14 protein-coding genes and 3 pseudogenes are annotated in these 15,444 nt (G+C 60.5%); 8 read left to right on the forward strand and 9 right to left on the reverse strand.

Going from position 1 to position 15,444, the window contains the following annotated elements; all coding sequences use genetic code 11:
* The first annotated feature begins 42 nt into the window (after positions 1–42).
* The 4 genes and pseudogenes from HDG32_RS14020 (at position 43) to HDG32_RS14035 (ending at position 3,926) form a co-directional block, all read left to right on the forward strand.
* Positions 43–1,599, forward strand: coding sequence for an LPD7 domain-containing protein (locus HDG32_RS14020; RefSeq protein ID WP_184067771.1), 1,557 nt, complete (start codon positions 43–45; stop codon positions 1,597–1,599).
* A 10-nt stretch (positions 1,600–1,609) separates the two neighbouring features.
* The gene (locus HDG32_RS14025) at positions 1,610–2,137 is read left to right on the forward strand and encodes a plasmid stabilization protein (protein WP_184068056.1); all 528 of its coding nucleotides are present in this window, start codon (positions 1,610–1,612) and stop codon (positions 2,135–2,137) included.
* Position 2,138: 1 nt separating this feature from the next.
* Positions 2,139–3,188 (forward strand): relaxase/mobilization nuclease domain-containing protein, encoded by a 1,050-nt coding sequence (locus HDG32_RS14030; RefSeq protein WP_184067774.1) that lies wholly within the window; start codon positions 2,139–2,141, stop codon positions 3,186–3,188.
* A gap of 15 nt (positions 3,189–3,203) precedes the next feature.
* Positions 3,204–3,926 (forward strand): annotated as a pseudogene (locus HDG32_RS14035) (DNA adenine methylase).
* A 60-nt stretch (positions 3,927–3,986) separates the two neighbouring features.
* Here HDG32_RS14035 and HDG32_RS14040 read toward each other — a convergent pair.
* Together HDG32_RS14040 and HDG32_RS37240 are read right to left on the reverse strand one after the other, a co-directional pair.
* The gene (locus HDG32_RS14040; protein ID WP_184067777.1) at positions 3,987–4,415 is read right to left on the reverse strand and encodes a hypothetical protein; all 429 of its coding nucleotides are present in this window, start codon (positions 4,413–4,415) and stop codon (positions 3,987–3,989) included.
* Between the two features lie 221 nt (positions 4,416–4,636).
* Complete coding sequence (locus HDG32_RS37240) at positions 4,637–4,936, reverse strand: hypothetical protein (RefSeq protein WP_184067780.1); 300 nt, start codon at positions 4,934–4,936, stop codon at positions 4,637–4,639.
* A gap of 516 nt (positions 4,937–5,452) precedes the next feature.
* On the opposite strand from HDG32_RS37240, the gene HDG32_RS14050 reads away from it, so the two are divergent.
* Positions 5,453–5,716 carry a hypothetical protein gene (locus HDG32_RS14050; RefSeq protein ID WP_184067783.1) on the forward strand — a complete coding sequence of 88 codons (264 nt, stop codon included), beginning with the start codon at positions 5,453–5,455 and terminating at the stop codon, positions 5,714–5,716.
* A gap of 160 nt (positions 5,717–5,876) precedes the next feature.
* A pseudogene (locus HDG32_RS36375) lies at positions 5,877–6,130 on the forward strand (tryptophan--tRNA ligase); the annotation flags it as partial.
* 304 nt (positions 6,131–6,434) lie between these two features.
* Here HDG32_RS36375 and HDG32_RS14055 read toward each other — a convergent pair.
* From HDG32_RS14055 to HDG32_RS14075, 5 genes are all read right to left on the reverse strand, one after another.
* Positions 6,435–7,415 (reverse strand): cytochrome d ubiquinol oxidase subunit II, encoded by a 981-nt coding sequence (locus HDG32_RS14055; RefSeq protein WP_184067786.1) that lies wholly within the window; start codon positions 7,413–7,415, stop codon positions 6,435–6,437.
* Between the two features lie 36 nt (positions 7,416–7,451).
* Positions 7,452–8,843 (reverse strand): cytochrome ubiquinol oxidase subunit I, encoded by a 1,392-nt coding sequence (locus HDG32_RS14060; RefSeq protein ID WP_184067790.1) that lies wholly within the window; start codon positions 8,841–8,843, stop codon positions 7,452–7,454.
* A 313-nt stretch (positions 8,844–9,156) separates the two neighbouring features.
* On the reverse strand, positions 9,157–10,032 hold the full coding sequence (locus HDG32_RS14065) for an aldo/keto reductase (RefSeq protein ID WP_184067793.1): 876 nt from the start codon (positions 10,030–10,032) through the stop codon (positions 9,157–9,159).
* A 90-nt stretch (positions 10,033–10,122) separates the two neighbouring features.
* Positions 10,123–10,968 (reverse strand): oxidoreductase, encoded by an 846-nt coding sequence (locus HDG32_RS14070; protein ID WP_184067796.1) that lies wholly within the window; start codon positions 10,966–10,968, stop codon positions 10,123–10,125.
* Positions 10,969–10,996: 28 nt separating this feature from the next.
* Positions 10,997–12,493 (reverse strand): aldehyde dehydrogenase family protein, encoded by a 1,497-nt coding sequence (locus HDG32_RS14075; RefSeq protein ID WP_184067799.1) that lies wholly within the window; start codon positions 12,491–12,493, stop codon positions 10,997–10,999.
* A 631-nt stretch (positions 12,494–13,124) separates the two neighbouring features.
* On the opposite strand from HDG32_RS14075, the pseudogene HDG32_RS14080 reads away from it, so the two are divergent.
* Positions 13,125–13,505: pseudogene (locus HDG32_RS14080) on the forward strand (acetate--CoA ligase family protein); the annotation flags it as partial.
* 111 nt (positions 13,506–13,616) lie between these two features.
* Here HDG32_RS14080 and HDG32_RS14085 read toward each other — a convergent pair.
* Together HDG32_RS14085 and HDG32_RS14090 are read right to left on the reverse strand one after the other, a co-directional pair.
* Positions 13,617–14,402, reverse strand: a complete 786-nt coding sequence (locus HDG32_RS14085) for an SDR family oxidoreductase (protein WP_221307729.1) — start codon at positions 14,400–14,402, stop codon at positions 13,617–13,619.
* 11 nt (positions 14,403–14,413) lie between these two features.
* Positions 14,414–14,755 carry a nuclear transport factor 2 family protein gene (locus tag HDG32_RS14090; RefSeq protein ID WP_184067805.1) on the reverse strand — a complete coding sequence of 114 codons (342 nt, stop codon included), beginning with the start codon at positions 14,753–14,755 and terminating at the stop codon, positions 14,414–14,416.
* 65 nt (positions 14,756–14,820) lie between these two features.
* Between HDG32_RS14090 and HDG32_RS14095 the strand changes: the two genes are divergently transcribed.
* Positions 14,821–15,228 (forward strand): helix-turn-helix domain-containing protein, encoded by a 408-nt coding sequence (locus HDG32_RS14095; protein ID WP_184067808.1) that lies wholly within the window; start codon positions 14,821–14,823, stop codon positions 15,226–15,228.
* Positions 15,229–15,444: the final 216 nt, after the last annotated feature.

Below are 15,444 nucleotides of genomic sequence, written 5' to 3' on the forward strand. Positions count from 1 at the left end.
TCGCGCGCGACGCTGTGTCAGCCAGCGACCAGAGGGAGATCCATGATGGATGAAACCACAACCTCGACCGGCACGCCTGCGGACGATCCGGTTATCAACGTGATCGAACCAGATCCGCCGCCGCTTCAGGATCCGCAGGGCGGCGCTGCGGGCGCAGACCGCTTCGACCAGACGGCGGCCGATGCGCTGGGCGCACGCCGGCGCCGCGAGTTCGATGCCGCGCGGGCGCGGCTGCGCGATCAGGCCATCCAGGCGGAGGCCCCGCCGCAGGTTGCGGCACGGCAACCGGCATCGGAAGCGACGCCGCGTGGCAGCGACGATGCGGCCGCCATGCGATGGGCGCCGCTTGGGAATCCGCCAGAGACAGTGCGAAAGCGCTACCTGCGGGCGGGCAATCAGTATTTCCTGAAGGATGCGCCGCATCAGATCGCATTCGAGGATATCGGTCCCTGCCTGGTGACGGAATACAACCGGCCGGACGTCGTTGAGTCGATGGTGGACATGGTTCGTGCCAAGGCCTGGGGGCGCGTGCGGGTGTCAGGCCACGAGCAGTTCCGGCGCGAGGTGTGGGTCCGGGCGATGCTGCTCGGCATCGAGGTGAGCGGATACGAGCCGAAGGCAGTCGACCTGGCGCGTCTGGCCGAAGGTCGTCGTGACCGGATGACGAACCGCATTGACGTGTCGCAAACGGCTGAGGCTGCGCGGGTTCCTGCGGATTCCCCGAAAGCGCCTGCGGTGACGACTGGTCCCACGGAATCGCAGGCGGCGCAACCAGCGAAGCGCGATGCCTCCCGGCAACTGGAGAAGGGCGCCGCCGCGCGACCGGCGGCTGGCGAACCGCCGCATGCTGCTCCAGCCGCCAAAACCGGGCCACACGTTGCTGAATCTGAGGGGCAGGAGCGTCAGCGCTACGTGGGCGAACTGGTCGAGTACGGCGGCGCGCCCTATCAGCACAATCCTGCGCGCAGTGACTCGTATTACGTTGTCTATCGCGATGCGGGTGGTGCGGACCGTGTCGTCTGGGGTGCGGATCTGGAGCGGGCCGTTGCGGAGTCCGGCGCACTCCCCGGACAGCAGGCGATGCTTGAAAACCTTGGCCGGCGTCTCGTGACGGTGATGGTGCCGGTTCTCGACGCGACGGGAAATGTGATTGGCGAAGAGGAAAAGGAGGTCTATCGCAATACGTGGAAGGTCGATGTCGTGGGGAAGGAGCCGACGCAGTCGCGTCGCGAGGCGTCCGACAGTAGGGGCGAGGCGGGAAGGAGCGGGACTGCGCGGCCGGCAACTCCGCAGCACACCCAGGCCGTGCGGCGTGAAACTCCCGTCGCGTCACCCGAAGAGCACGCCGTGCAGATGGCTGTGCTGACCGCCGCGATGCGGCAGCAGGGTTTCAGCGAGCGATCCATTGCGCGCGTGCAGCAGCACGCGCAACGGCTGCTGGCCGCATTCGTGGCGGAGGGCGTCACCGTGCCGCGACCGCGCGTGTTTGATCCCGAGGCCCCTTCCGCACGCAACCGCCGCACTCGCACGGCAGCGCAGCGCGTCCCGACCCGCGAGGTCGAACGTGGTCCGGCAGAACCGGCGCATCCGTCCCTGTAGGAGCACGCGCATGACCACGCGTATGCGACTGTGTGTGGATCTCGGGCCGGCGAAGCCACGCTGGCAGGCGTGGTGCGTCCTTCACGGCGTCACGGCGGCCGATGGTGTGCGGCAACTGGTCCACGGTGTGCTGGGGCAGGACGAGTCGCCGGACGGGTTCGCCGGGCATGAAGGCCATTTTCCGGTCGACGGGCATCGCGAACGCATCGAAGTTCGCCTCACACAGGAGGAACTCGAAGCGGCCCGACAGCGTGCATTGGCAAGTGGACTGAATGTCAACCGCTGGGTGGTTGCCGTGATCCGCGCGCAGCTTGTGCACGAGCCGCAACTGGGCGAGCGGGAGATGCGACTGCTTGCAGATTCAAACCAGCATCTGGCCACGATCGTGACGTTGCTCGGACGGTTGCAGGCGCATGGTGATGCGCGCGACGCGGCGCACATGACGCACATGATCGAGGGCGCCCGTGCCGTGATCGATACGCACTTGCGTGCAGTCATGTTGGTGTTGCGCGCCAATCTCGATCGCTGGAGCCGCTAGCATGCCTTTTCCGAAGACATACGTCGATCAGATGCTGCTGAACTGGGGTGACCGGCTCTTTCACGACCCGCTGCGGCACGTGCGGGCGCCGCGTGTGTCGCGCGGCGAACTCCAGCGGGATGTGCGACACATGCGCGAGCAGCTCGCCCGCACGCTCAGGCGTATCCCCGAGGTGATGGTCAAGATCACGAACAAGGCGTCGAGCGCGCAGGGCATGGGCGCTGTGCGCCGTCATCTGCGCTACATCTCGCGCAACGGTAAGGTGGAACTCGAGGACCAGGACGGGATGACCGTGCTTGGTCGCGAGGCGCTGCACGATCTCGCGGACGCGTGGCACCTCGGTGGATGGGGTATTCCAGAGGAAAGCCGCAGGCGGGAGGTGTTCAACGTGTTGCTGTCAATGCCACCGGGGACGGACCGGCAGGCGGTGCGCAACGCCGCGCGCGCGTTCGCGGCTGCGGAATTCGGTGACGGTAAACGGTATGTCTTTGCGGCGCACGATGACGAAGCGCACCCGCACGTGCATCTGAGCGTGCAGGCACGCGGGACGGACGGCAGGCGGCTCAACCCGCGCAGGAAGGACCTGCAACGTTGGCGCGAACGGTTTGCCGGGCAGTTGCGGGAGCACGGAGTTGAGGCAAACGCGACGCCGCGACTCGCCCGTGGCGAAACGCGGCGCTATCCGAAACAGGCTGTCGTGCATCTGACCGCGCGCGGAGAATTACCACGTTACTGGCGATCGGGGCTGGACGAGCCGACCCGCCTTGCCTTGTGGCACGCACACGCTGGGCCGCTCGAAGCATGGCAAGGCGTCGTTCACGCGATGGCTGGCTCGCAGAGTGCTGATGACCGGAACCTGGCGGAAATGATCACAGAGTTTGTGCAGACGATGCCGGTCCAGTACGACCGGCCCGACACCGGACGCACCGGCCCGAATGAAGGGATACGTCGTCGTAGCTCGATGCGTGAGCGTGGATTACGTCGCACGGACCGCGGTGAGACCCAGCAGGAACTGTTTCTGGACGATCTGGATGTCCGCGTGGAGCGGTGAGCAGAGGAGATGTGAATGGCGATGCCGATCATTCCGTGGATAGGCGGCAAGCGGCGGCTCGCGGACGTACTCATTCCGCGGTTTCCGGCCCACAGCTGTTACGTTGAGGTCTTCGCGGGTGCAGCGGCGCTCTTCTTCATGCGGCCGCCCGCGGCGGTCGAAGTCCTGAACGACGTGAACGATGAGCTCGTGAACCTGTACCGCGTGGTGCAGCATCACCTCGAAGAGTCACACACTGACCGACATCCAGCGTGCAGCGCGCTTCTACTACCTCCAGCAGAACTGATTCGGTGGCCGGGTTGAAGGGCGGACTTTCGGTACCGCGACGACCTCGTCGCCGGGGCTCAATCTGTTGCGCCTGGAGGAGACGCTGTCGGCGGCCCATCTCAGGCTGTCGCGAGCGTATATCGAAAAGCTGGACCGGCATGCCTGCATGGACCGGTACGATCGGCCACACACTTTTTTCTATCTTGCCCCCCATACTGGGAAACAGAGGGCTGCGGCCTGCCGTTTGAATTTGAACAGTACGAGCGTATGGCGGGAATGCTGGGCGGGTCGCGGGGGCGGGCGATCCTGACGCTCAATAACCACCCGGCGATGAGGGCGTTGTTCGCGCAGTTTGATATGGAATGCGTCGATATCCAGTACACCGTTGGCGGCGTAGGAAATACCGCGCCGCGCAGCGAACTCATTATCTACGGCGGGGACCGGTCGAAAGACCCTGTGGGACCATTCTGACATTGGTAACGGCGCCAGTTTGAGCGCGTCTGGCGCCGCGCTTCGACTCACGTTCTGGTGTCAGCGATCCATGAGCAGTGCGGGGCCCGCCTTGTACGAGGCGACCAGCACGAAGACCATGCCCATGATCAGCAACGGAAAGCTGTAAAGTGCGAGCGGAAAAAACAGGAGCAGTTGCAGCGTTGAGCCACCGATTCCGTGGACGAGATCGGTGTCGCGGATATTCTCGTACAGCAGCCACGCAACGGCGGCAAGCCCGAAGATCATCAGGATGATTCCGTCGGATGTTGTCGTGTGCTGAAGGTGTGCTTTCCCCCAGAAATAGAAGCCCCACCAGAGCAGATTGATCGCGATGGCGGTGAGCCAGAATCCGCGTGTTGTAAAGAAGGAATGGCCGAACCGGCGCCGGCAGTGCCGGTTGAACAGCTGGAGGCCTTTTGCGACAGCGACGACGATAGCGACGATCAGCGCGAGTTTCAGCCAACCCATGATTCGCTCCTTCAGGCACGCTTTGCGGCATAAACCTGCTCCGGCCAAGACATGGGCTCAGGCAGCAGCGAGGTTTCATCTGCGAAATATAGACGTTTGACTGACGAATGCAACGTGATCGATTCAGATGCGGAAGCGCGACTGCCGCGGCGATCTGCCAGGCGCCAGAACTGGCAGGAAGTAGAAATGCGTCTGGCGAAGGAGATTCCTGGTGACAGGCTTCATCCGGTCGCCAGCGTCGACGTTCGATTCGACAGGGATTCGGACAAGGCGACAAGAAGTCCAGTGGCATCGTGGCGCGTATGCTTCAGCTCGTGCAAAGGAACGGTCTTGAAATCTTCGGTTGAAGTCTCAGGAGCGTCATTGATCAGGGGCCCGTTTTGCGCAGGCCCTTGGTTTTCCCAACAGATAATCGCTGGTAGGCCGTACAGGATTCGAAGCTGTGACCATGCGCCAATTTCCGGTTTGTGCGTGGCTTTACGGACATTGTCAGTTGCCCGCACCACATGCTGTCGATCCATAGCGGCGGTGTTCCAACGCAGGCAGCAATTGTTGTATTAGCGGGAGGGGCGACAGGCCTCCTGTTTAGTTCGTAATCCTAATGTAGGCGGCCGTGTCTTCATAGAGGTCGTTTCGGTAGCCAAAGCTCCTGTCTTGGGTCCGGCACGAGTCGGTTGTCCGGGCGGAATGGCAGCCTCCTTCGCGAAGACTAGGAGTTGCTTGAATAGGGAGCTATTAATATAGGCAAACTTATCTAATTGACCGGGTCTCGGATGCGCTTTTCGCAAATGCATCTTCACAGATTGGGGCGCGGCGCTGTTGTGATGGATAGGCCGGTGTCCGCATTGACATACAGTCGGTAGCTCTTTATTACTCAGCGTGGCGCGGGGATGGGAACTGGCGTGGATCACCGTTCTCCGTCGACGCGGTGTGAGTCCGGGCAGCGATCTCCGCTCCCCGACGCCGCTCGGTAGGATTGTGGTAAAACAGCGCGCGAATGCGCCGGTCCGCGGCGCACATGCGATCAGGAGTAGAGGTTGAGAAGGAAGTCAGGGAACAGCTCGCACGTCATCGCGGTAGGCGTCGAGGCGGCGATCGAGCAGCGATTGAGACTGTTGGCGGAAGTCACGGGGCGCAGCCAGTCGTTTTTTCTCAAGCAGTTGATCGAGAAAGGCGTCGACGCGATGGAAGACGCGTGGCTGCCGCAAGAAGTGGTTGCCAAGGTCCGCAGCGGGGCACTGCCGCCGCTGCAGCGTGGCACGACGTTGGATCTGTTCGAGGGTCCAATTAACGAGGAGTGAGCACGACCGCACCGCGTATCCGTGAAAGACGGCGGCGAGAGGGTGCAACTCGCCCACGTCGCTCAGATCCATCGAATCGCTGCTTCAGTCCGTAGATGAAGGGTACACAATTGCGGCTATCTCCCTTTTCATTTCCGGACAAACCGAGGAAGAGGCGAACGACGCGCCCAAGGTGGACGAGCTGATGTCGCACTATCGCTAGGTGGACTGGGCGATAGCGCGGTCAACCGAGTGTTGAACGAGCGCCTTCAATCGCTTATTGAACCGATTTGCGCACGCTGTCGCGAGCTAGCGGGAGACAGGGCTGAGGTGCTTGCCATCCTGAATCGAGGCACGGTGTGCGCCCGGGATGTGGCGGGCCAGACATTGTCCGAGGTGAAAAGCGCTTTGGGCTTGACCTACTTCGAGCGTTGAAGAGCGGTTCGGCTTGTTCCGTGGCCCGAGGCGGTGACCAGTGACTGCTATCCGGCGGAACTTGGCCGGATGGGCGTCGCACTCGGAGCGTGCATGAACTGCCTCACGCGGCCGAGTACCGTCGGCTACGTCCGCGTCCGCGTCCGCGGACTCGGCTCCCACCTGAGGAAGCGGCACCCACCCGGCGCAGGCCGGTAACGAATTTATTTCTCACGCTCCAAACGATTGCCCGGTAAGGCTCCGCCGCACTTGAGGACTCGCATGGGTCGCCTGTTGACACCGTATTGACGCAACGATGACAGTTTTAATGCGGTCTACGGGTGACCTTCCCACGGAAGATGAAGTACTGGAAAAGGTTATAGCCGATCATCACCGGAAAAATCAGTCCGATGCCCACGAGCATGAAGATCAGCGTCGGCGAATCGGACGCGGCATCCACAATGCCTAACTTACCGGGAATGAAATCGGGAAACAGGCTGATGACGAGCCCGGCGAACGAGAAGAGAAACAGGGCAACCGACGCACGAAATGGTCCGGACGTGTTGCCACTATTGAGCGAAACGACGAGATAGGCGAAGCATAGTGCTGCTGCGAAACCGAGTGCGATCAACAGGTGGAAGACTCCAGGCTGAGTCCAGCGAATGTGACCGATGCCACTGAAAAACCACGTCGCCGCCGTCATCAGCAGCGCGGCTGCGACCGTCAGCAAGGCGCATATCAGAGCTATGCGCCGCGCCCATCGTTCGATGGAGTCGACCGTCTTTTTCATGAGGTACGTTGCGCCGAGCAGCGAATAGCCCGCAACCACGCCGCCTGCCGAAACGGTCACGAAGAGCCCGCTGAGACCACCAGGTAACAGGCCAGTAAGGATTTTTCCGAGCACAATACCCTGCGACGCCGCCGCGACGAGACTGCCGATGCCAAACACCGTATCCCACAGTCGGCCGTGCTCCACGCTGTGACGGAATTCGATTGCCGCACCGCGCATGATCAATCCGGCGATCAGCGCCATCACTGGCACGTACAGGTTTTGAAGCAACAATGCGTATGCGGCGGGAAACGCACCAAACAGCGCTCCACCTAGCACGACTAACCAGGTTTCATTGGCGTCCCATACGTGGCTGATAGTCTTGACCATCACGTCGTGGTCTTCGCGATTTCGCCTTAGAAGGCTTAGAATTCCAACGCCGAGATCGAAGCCATCCGTCACGACGTAGAACGCCAGCATCAGACCCAGTAAGCCGAACCAGGTGATCGCGAGCATTGTATGAGTGGTGCTTTCCATGGGACATCCTCGCTTCTGAAAAGTGGCCGCCTAAGATTAGTCGACTGTAACTACGGCCTGTGTGAGGACGATAGTCGGCGGAAGGATTGTGAGGTCCGGACCTTTGCGTAGCCACGCCCGAGCCAAGGCGAAGAAGGTGACCAAAAGCACAAGATAAAACGTGAAGAACATCGCGATGCTTCCGGACACCGCAGATGCGCCGACTTGTGACGCCGCGGCGCTGGTACGAAGCAAACCGTACACCACCCACGGTTGCCTTCCCACTTCACGGACGATCCATCCGCACTCCACAGCGAGGTAGGGCAGCGGGATGCATAAGACCCATGCGAGCAGAAGCTTCGGCTGAGCCAATAGCCGATCGAGACTGCCACGCATCTTGCGGAGCCCATAGACTGTCCAGAAGGCCAGTAACATAACTACGAAGCCGACTCCCGCCATCACACGAAATGCGTAGTAAAGCAACGGCAACATGGGCGGCTGATCCGTAGCGGGGAACTCCATCAGCCCCTTCACCTGTCCATCCAGAGAGTGTGTGGCGATAACGCTCAATAGACCCGGGACCTCGATCGACCAGTCATTGCGTTGCTCATTTTGGTTCGGCCACGCCAGCAGCGACCATGGGGCGCCAGTGCCGGGTTTGTTAGTCTTCCAATGGCCTTCGATAGCCGCACCCTTTGCGGGCTGCGATGCGAACACGGCGCCGCCACTCGAGTCGCCCAACCAGATTTGAATCGGAGCGACGAACAGCAGCGCGAGCAATGCGATTTTGAACGAGCGGACGAAGAACTCGGTATGCCGCCTGCGCAGCAGGTTGTAGGCGGAAATTCCGGCGATCACGAACATGCCGGTCTCGATTGCGGCCATCCACATATGCGAAACGCCCCATGCCATGTCCGGATTGAAAATAGCTGCGACATAATCCGTCACGACGATTTTGCCGTTCACTACCGTGACACCTGCGGGCGTCTGCATCCATGAGTTGGCAACCATGATCCAAAACGCGGAGAGACTGGAGCCCAACGCAACCATCGCGGTGGCGAACAGGTGCACACCGCGAGGCACGCGTCCCCAGCCGAGCAGCATCACACCGATGAAGCCGGCTTCCAGCATGAAAGCCATCGCGCCCTCAAAGCCGAGAATGTTGCCTACGAATTGGCCGCTATATTTCGAGAATCCTGCCCAGTTGGTACCGAACTGGAACTCCATCGGAATTCCACTTACCACGCCAACGGCGAAGTTCAAGAGGAGCAGCTTGCTCCAGAATCGCGCGTGCCGGTAGTACATGACGTCGTTAGTTTTAAGCCATAGCAGCTCGATCAATAAGAGAAAGGCAGCCAGGCTGATCGTCAGGATTGGCCACAGAATGTGGAAAATCGCTGTCATTGCGAACTGCACGCGTGACAGATCAACTGCGTCACTAAAATCCATGGTGGGTATCCCCGGTTTAAGCGCATGAAGCACGCGTGAACGGATTGATCGCCGCGAATGCGAAGCTCGAGCCGTACTCGGCGCTGCCCGACGGCGGTCAAGCAGGACGAACGTCCAGAGCGTGGCGAGGGGATCGGCGCAGCCGTACAAGAAGCAAAAATGGCGGCGGGCGCCGCATAGCGACGTCCCGCCTTGCGGTGACGTTTGCTTGTCCAAACGTCAGGCTGGGCTGCCACCATCGGCACACATACCTGCCATGCCGCCGGTCGCCGCTGTCCGGATCACTTCGGCGTGCGCTGAGGCCGCGCTTGTTCTACGTGCTTGCTTGCGCTACCTTTTCGAGCGCGTCGAAGTCGGCCTTGGCCAGCGGGACTGCCGCCGCCGCCACGTTTTGCTCCAAGTGTTTCACGCGCGATGTTCCCGGGATCGGCAACATCACTGGCGACCGTTTGAGGATCCAGGCCAGCGCGACTTGCGACGTCGTGAGACCGAGCCGCTCCGCGATATCCGACAGAACTGAGCCGGGCCGCGCAAGATCGCCCGCGGCGAGCGGAAACCATGGAATGAAGCCGATACCTTGTTGCTCGCAGTAATTCAGCACGGCTTCGCTCTTTCGATTGACGAGGTTGTACTCGTTCTGCACGGTTGCTACCGGGAAGTACTTTTGGGCGGCCTCGATATCCTCGACGCTAACTTCGCTTAGACCCACGTGGCGAATCAGACCTTCTTTGCGCATCTCGGCGACCACCTCGAATTGCTCTTCACGAGGTGTTTTAGGATCGATTCGATGCAGTTGCCAGAGATCGATGCGATCGACGTTCAATCGTCGCAGGCTCATCCGCACGCATTGCCGCAAGTAAGCCGGGCGTCCAACCGGTTCCCAGAATGCGTCCGCGGCAGGCCGGGTGAGCGCGCCCTTTGTCGCTATCAACATGTTGGTGTACGGATGCAGGACTTCGCGAATCAGATTTTCGCTGACGAATGGGCCGTAGCTGTCGGCGGTGTCGATAAGATTGACGCCTATCTCCGGCAAGCGCAGCAACGTGTCCCGGACGCCCTGTGGGTCTTCCGGTTCGCCCCAGATGCCGGGGCCGGTAATGCGCATTGCCCCGAAGCCGAGACGGTTGACGGGAATATCGCCACCGACCATGAACTGACCGGCATGTGCAGCGGAAATGTGATTCGACATGGTGAAATCCTTCAATTTGACGGGATAGGGCGGAGACAGGTGCGCTTCCAGGCCTGGCGAGGGCATGCCTATATCAGGCGTTGACGCAATCTAAGCGTCAACGTCGGTCGACAGCGTGAGTGGTTCCCACGTTTTAATATCGCTGTCGAGGCTCGCAAGCTTTTCACGCACGAAACCAAGTGCGTCGCTACCGAGCAGCAAATGGAATGGCGGATTGACCGACTGCACAAGCGTCAGGATGGCTCGTGCGGCTTTGGATGGATCGCCAATCTGTTTCCCGCTGCGCTCCTGACGCGTCTTGCGGACAGGCTCGAAGGTGGCGTCGTAGTCGGCTATGCTGCGTGCGCCGCGGATCATCGACCGGCCTGCCCAATCGGTCCGGAAACCGCCCGGTTCGACCGCCGTGACGGCAATGCCGAAGGGTTTCATTTCCTTCGCAAGCGCTTCGGACAGGCCCTCCAGCGCGAACTTGCTGCTGTTGTAATAGCCAAGTCCAGGGAACGTTACGAGGCCGCCCATCGATGTGATATTGATGATGTGCCCCGAGCGGCGTTCGCGCATGAACGGCAGCACGGCCTTGATTACCGCGACTGCGCCGAACACATTGACGTCGAACTGACGGCGCAAGTCTTCAAGTGGCGATTCTTCGATCGTACCCTCATGACCGTAGCCGGCGTTGTTGATCAACACGTCGATCGGACCAATGTTCTTTTCGACTTCTGCCACAGTCGGTGCAATGGCATCTGTGTCGGTGACGTCAAGCAGGCGGCCGAACGAGCGACCGTGGGCCAGTTGGTCGAATTCCGCACGGGCCTGCTCGTTGCGCAACGTGCCGACAACGCGGTGGCCATCGGCCAGCGCCGCTTCGGAAAACGCGCGCCCAAAGCCGGTGCTCACACCTGTGATGAAGAAGGTCTTGCGAATGACTTGAGGCATGATGCGGTACTCCTTGTGGGGCGGTGCGTTAGAACGGGTACGTCCGTGGTGCGTGCTGCACGGAAACCCAGTGTGTGCGGGTCATCTCGTCAATGATCCACTGTCCGCCGAAGCGGCCGAGTCCGGAATTCTTTTCGCCGCCGAACGGCGTGTTCGGGTAGTCATTGGCCGTGAAGTCGTTGATATGGGTCATACCCGCTTCCACCTGACTCGCGATGCGTGCGCCGCGCTCCAGGTCGCGGGTGAACACCGCGCTGGACAGGCCGAATTCCGTGCCGTTCACTGCCTCCAATGCCTCTTCTTCGTTGTTAAACGTCAGTATTGGCGCAATGGGGCCGAAGCTTTCCTGTAGTGCGAGTTCGTGTTCAGGCTGCACGCCTGTCAGCACCTGTGGCGGTAAAACCAGCCCATTGAATTGGCCGCCGAGTACGGGCTTGGCGCCTTGTTCGAGACCTCGGGCCAGCAACCTTTTGAGCGCGTCGGCTTGACGCTGGCTGATGACTGGACCAATGACCGTATCGGCATCGTTTGGGTTGCCGACCTTGAGTGCGGATGCGCGTGCCACAAAGGCCTCAACAAAGGAATCATGTATCGACCGATGCACCATGATCCGGTTGGTGGCCACGCAAATCTGTCCCTGATGCAGAAATTTTCCGACAATCGCGGCATGAACCGCTAGTTCCAGATCTGCGTCTTCGAGCACCACGAGCGGGGCGTTGCCTCCCAGTTCGAGGGCTGCGCGTTTCAAAGTTGGCCCTGTCATCGCAAGCGAACCTACATGTCGGCCAACCGGCGTTGATCCAGTGAAAGAAACGAATGGCGATAGCGGATGCGTCACGAAATGATCACCAATCTCCGACGAGTTGCCGATCACGACATTCAGCAGACCGGGCGGCAGACCGGCCTCTTCGAACAGGCGCGCGAGCAGCAGCCCGCCGGTCACGGGCGTTTCGCTCGCCGGCTTCACGACGACCGCGTTGCCTAGTGCCAAGGCTGGAGCGATTGAGCGGGTAGTCAGGTGCAGTGGCCAGTTCCACGGGCTGATTACGCTCACCACCCCTATGGGACGGCGATACACCCGATGCTCCTTCCCGGGCACGTCTGCGGGTAGGATTTCACCCTTAGCCTGATAAGGGTAGCCGGCGAACTGCGTCATCATCGCGTTGACGGCCTGCCATTCAAGTGTTGCCTTAATGCGCGTGCTCCCCGACTCGCGGATCAGCCAGCCGACGATCTCCTCCTTGCGACGCTCCATGATCGTGGCTGCGCGCAACAGGACTCCGGCGCGCTCGGCCGCGCTGGTTCGAGCCCATTCGACTTGCGCTGTATGGGCTGCCTGAAATGCGTCATCGACATCCGAGCGGCTGGCCACCGGAATTTCCGTGAGGACGGCACTCGTATATGGATCGAGGTCCCGGATTTCGCCGTTGCCGTTTCCATAGCGGGACTGTCCCGAGATGTACTGCTTATCGAAATCGCTGTAGAGGGCAATCGAGCCGTTTAATGATGTGTCGGATGCGTTCATATCGCTGAGCCCGCATAAAGGTTGGGAAAGATTCCTTCTTGTGCTGAAAGAGCATGCGCGGGTGGCGCGGGCTCCCTTGTTAGCTGAGGTCGCCACGACAGGCCAGGCGAGCTCGAAGGTATCGACCAGATTGATAATGCGCGAGCGGCCTGAACCGATACAGTGCAACGTTGTGAATTTCCGTTAAGCGTGCGCGTCAACGTTAATGGACAGGGCTGGAGCGCGATTGCGCTTTTGTCGTCAAGGAAATAGTTGATGGGTTGCCTACGGAACAGACGAAATATGACGTTCCAGCGAGCGCCGTCTGGGCTGCAGGATGCAGCGAGCCGTTTGCGAATCTGTCCGCCAAGAGGCGGGAGGAGGGGTGCGATATTTTCTTCGATTTGCGGCTGGTCGAAATGTTCGCCGGAGAGAGTGATCTTGAATGTGTTGCTCGGTTCCTGCTTTAGTCGCAGCGCTGCGATAGATGTGATACCGGCTTGCCACGTCGCGCGGTAGTGTCCGTGGACTATCCACTCGTCCATCGTGGTGCGAAACGCGACACGCGTGATCTCTGCTTCCTGCCTTGGCGTGCCGGACGCTGATCGATGTGCGATGCGGTTAGCCTTCGTTAAGGATAGACGCCCGGCAAATGGTGACAGGTGGAATTGAGCTTCTCTTTGGACTGCACCGAGATTCGCTTGGCACGGCGGTCCTGCTGGGAATGGGCGGCGTCACAGCGGAGCTGTTCAAGGATACGACGATGAAGTTGCTGCCCGCAAGCGCCCCTCTATCGCACGAGGAGGTATTGACGATGCCCCAGTCGCTAAAGACGTGGCCGCTGCTCGACGGTTATCGCGGCCAACCGAGAGCGGATGTCGATGCCACAGTTTCTGCGCTCGTCGCGTTCTCGCGAATGGCTGCGCAGCTTGGCGAGCGACTCATCGAAGCGGAGATCAACCTGGTTTTCGTTCTGCGCGCCGGTGAGGGCGTGCTAGCCGCCGACGGTGTCGCCGTCATTGCACCGTTGTGAGGCAACCGAGGTTTGGCCCGGTCCGATTCGAAAGACGCGGATCGCTGCATCTTAGGAGCGGCAGCACAAGACCCCCGAACGAAATCGTTCGGGGCTCTCATTTTTCTAACTTCACACAGTTGGAATAGTGCCACCATCGATCACGTACTCGCTGCCCGTGATCGACGAAGCGCGCTCGGAGACAAGGAACGCGACCAGTTCCGCGACCTCGTCCGGCCGTCCGGGACGGCCCAGCGGAATTCCACCGAGCGAGTCCATCAGTATCTGACGTGCGCCATCGGCGTCCGTGTTCGATGCACTGGCGATTCGCTCGATGAGCGCCGTAGCGGCCGTCGTTTCGATGAAACCTGGCGCCACAGTGTTGATCCGGATGCCGGACCCCGAGAACTGGTTCGACAGGCCCTTGCTATAGTTGGTCAAGGCGGCTTTCGCGGCCGCGTAGGCCAGTGTTGCGTCGTATAGCGGCAGACGGCGCTGAATCGACGAGATGTGCACGATGACACCGTAACCTTGCGCCAGCATCGGTGGGAGGAGCCCGCGGTCAAGCCGCACGGCTGCAAGCAAATTCTGGTCGAGTGCGGCCTGCCAAAGGGCATCGTCGAGCGCTAGTGCTCCGCCAGGGGGGGCGGAAGAGCCTCCGACGTTGTTGACGAGAATATCCACAGTCCCAAGTCGTGCGAGCGCTGCTTCGACAACGCGTGCCGCGCCTTCCGCGGTGCCAATGTCCGCAGCAAGGAAAAGATCTTCGTGTTCCAACGTCGCTGGGGCGGTGCGCGCTGTCGTGAAGACCGTGGCACCCGCTGCGCGCAGCCGCCGCACGATCGCCTCGCCCATTCCTTTGGTGCCCCCAGTGACGAGCGCTCGCTTACCGATGAGTTCGCGGGATAATTCGATCATGGGTGGCATTGTCATTTTTGCTCGATCAACACTGTGTGAATGCTGCCTTCAGCGACGGTGAAAGTATATGCAAAGGGAAGCGGACTGCCTGGGAAGCTGCCGGCGATCTGTGTCTGGACGGTCCAGACGGTGTCTCCCGATTTCTGGCAATCAGCAGGAGTTACGGTAAAGCGGTATGCTTTCGCGGTGTCGGTAAGCCATTTGCGGATCGCGTCATGTCCCGCCATGGTCTTGTGTTCGCCGACATCGTTGACATTTGCGTCGATCGAAAAACAGGCGACCTGTTCCTCAATTGCTTCGGCGTTGACGGCATCGAAGTAGGCCGCGATCAGCGGCGGTAGTTGAACTTGCAAGTGCACTCCTTTCGGCCTTGTGGCATTGATTTGCGAATGCGAAGGATCGCTCCTTAAGTGACATCATGACAAGTACGCACGAGAAAGTGGCGTACTTACCTGCGAGTAAGTACGATGATTGGACACCAGAGGCGGCAGCTGCTGGTGTCGAGGATGCCTTGCGTGTTCTCGAAGGCCGCTGGAAGATGATCATCATCTTTCATCTGTTCAGTGAGTCGGTCCTGCGGTTTTCAGAACTGGAGCGCAGAATTGATGGGGTGTCGCAGAAAATGCTGAGCCAGCATTTGCGTGAGCTGGAGAGCGACGGTGTCGTCCAACGCACGGTCTATCCCGAAGTGCCTCCCAAGGTGGAATACCGCCTCACTGAAGTCGGGCAGGCACTGTGCCCAGCGCTCGATGCAATCCTGCGTTGGACCGAATTGCGGCGCGATCTTCCTCACGCCGTTGCTGCGGCTAACGCGGAACAAGGCTGATTTTTGCGGCTTGAGACCACGCAAGCATCAGTTTTCGTTCGCGACCTGATTTTTCTTGTCCAGGTCATGGCATGCATCTTTCGTAGTATTCCCCAGCCGGCATCGTCCACTTGGCATCGTCGATAAGTTCCGTTGCTTCGCAAGTGACTTACGCACGCGCGAGGCAGCGGAATTGCGCATACGTCGCCAACCGGCGCGGTGCGATCAGACCGATAA

This window comes from Paraburkholderia sp. CI2 (assembly GCF_014201055.1).
GTDB lineage: Bacteria > Pseudomonadota > Gammaproteobacteria > Burkholderiales > Burkholderiaceae > Paraburkholderia > Paraburkholderia tuberum.

Coding starts and splice junctions, on each gene's coding strand:
- HDG32_RS14020 (WP_184067771.1), top strand. CDS start 43: ATGATGGATGAAACCACAACCTCGACCGGCACGCCTGCGGACGATCCG.
- HDG32_RS14025 (WP_184068056.1), top strand. CDS start 1,610: ATGACCACGCGTATGCGACTGTGTGTGGATCTCGGGCCGGCGAAGCCA.
- HDG32_RS14030 (WP_184067774.1), top strand. CDS start 2,139: ATGCCTTTTCCGAAGACATACGTCGATCAGATGCTGCTGAACTGGGGT.
- HDG32_RS14040 (WP_184067777.1), bottom strand. CDS start 4,415: ATGGGTTGGCTGAAACTCGCGCTGATCGTCGCTATCGTCGTCGCTGTC.
- HDG32_RS37240 (WP_184067780.1), bottom strand. CDS start 4,936: ATGGATCGACAGCATGTGGTGCGGGCAACTGACAATGTCCGTAAAGCC.
- HDG32_RS14055 (WP_184067786.1), bottom strand. CDS start 7,415: ATGGAAAGCACCACTCATACAATGCTCGCGATCACCTGGTTCGGCTTA.
- HDG32_RS14060 (WP_184067790.1), bottom strand. CDS start 8,843: ATGGATTTTAGTGACGCAGTTGATCTGTCACGCGTGCAGTTCGCAATG.
- HDG32_RS14065 (WP_184067793.1), bottom strand. CDS start 10,032: ATGTCGAATCACATTTCCGCTGCACATGCCGGTCAGTTCATGGTCGGT.
- HDG32_RS14070 (WP_184067796.1), bottom strand. CDS start 10,968: ATGCCTCAAGTCATTCGCAAGACCTTCTTCATCACAGGTGTGAGCACC.
- HDG32_RS14075 (WP_184067799.1), bottom strand. CDS start 12,493: ATGAACGCATCCGACACATCATTAAACGGCTCGATTGCCCTCTACAGC.
- HDG32_RS14085 (WP_221307729.1), bottom strand. CDS start 14,402: ATGATCGAATTATCCCGCGAACTCATCGGTAAGCGAGCGCTCGTCACT.
- HDG32_RS14095 (WP_184067808.1), top strand. CDS start 14,821: ATGACAAGTACGCACGAGAAAGTGGCGTACTTACCTGCGAGTAAGTAC.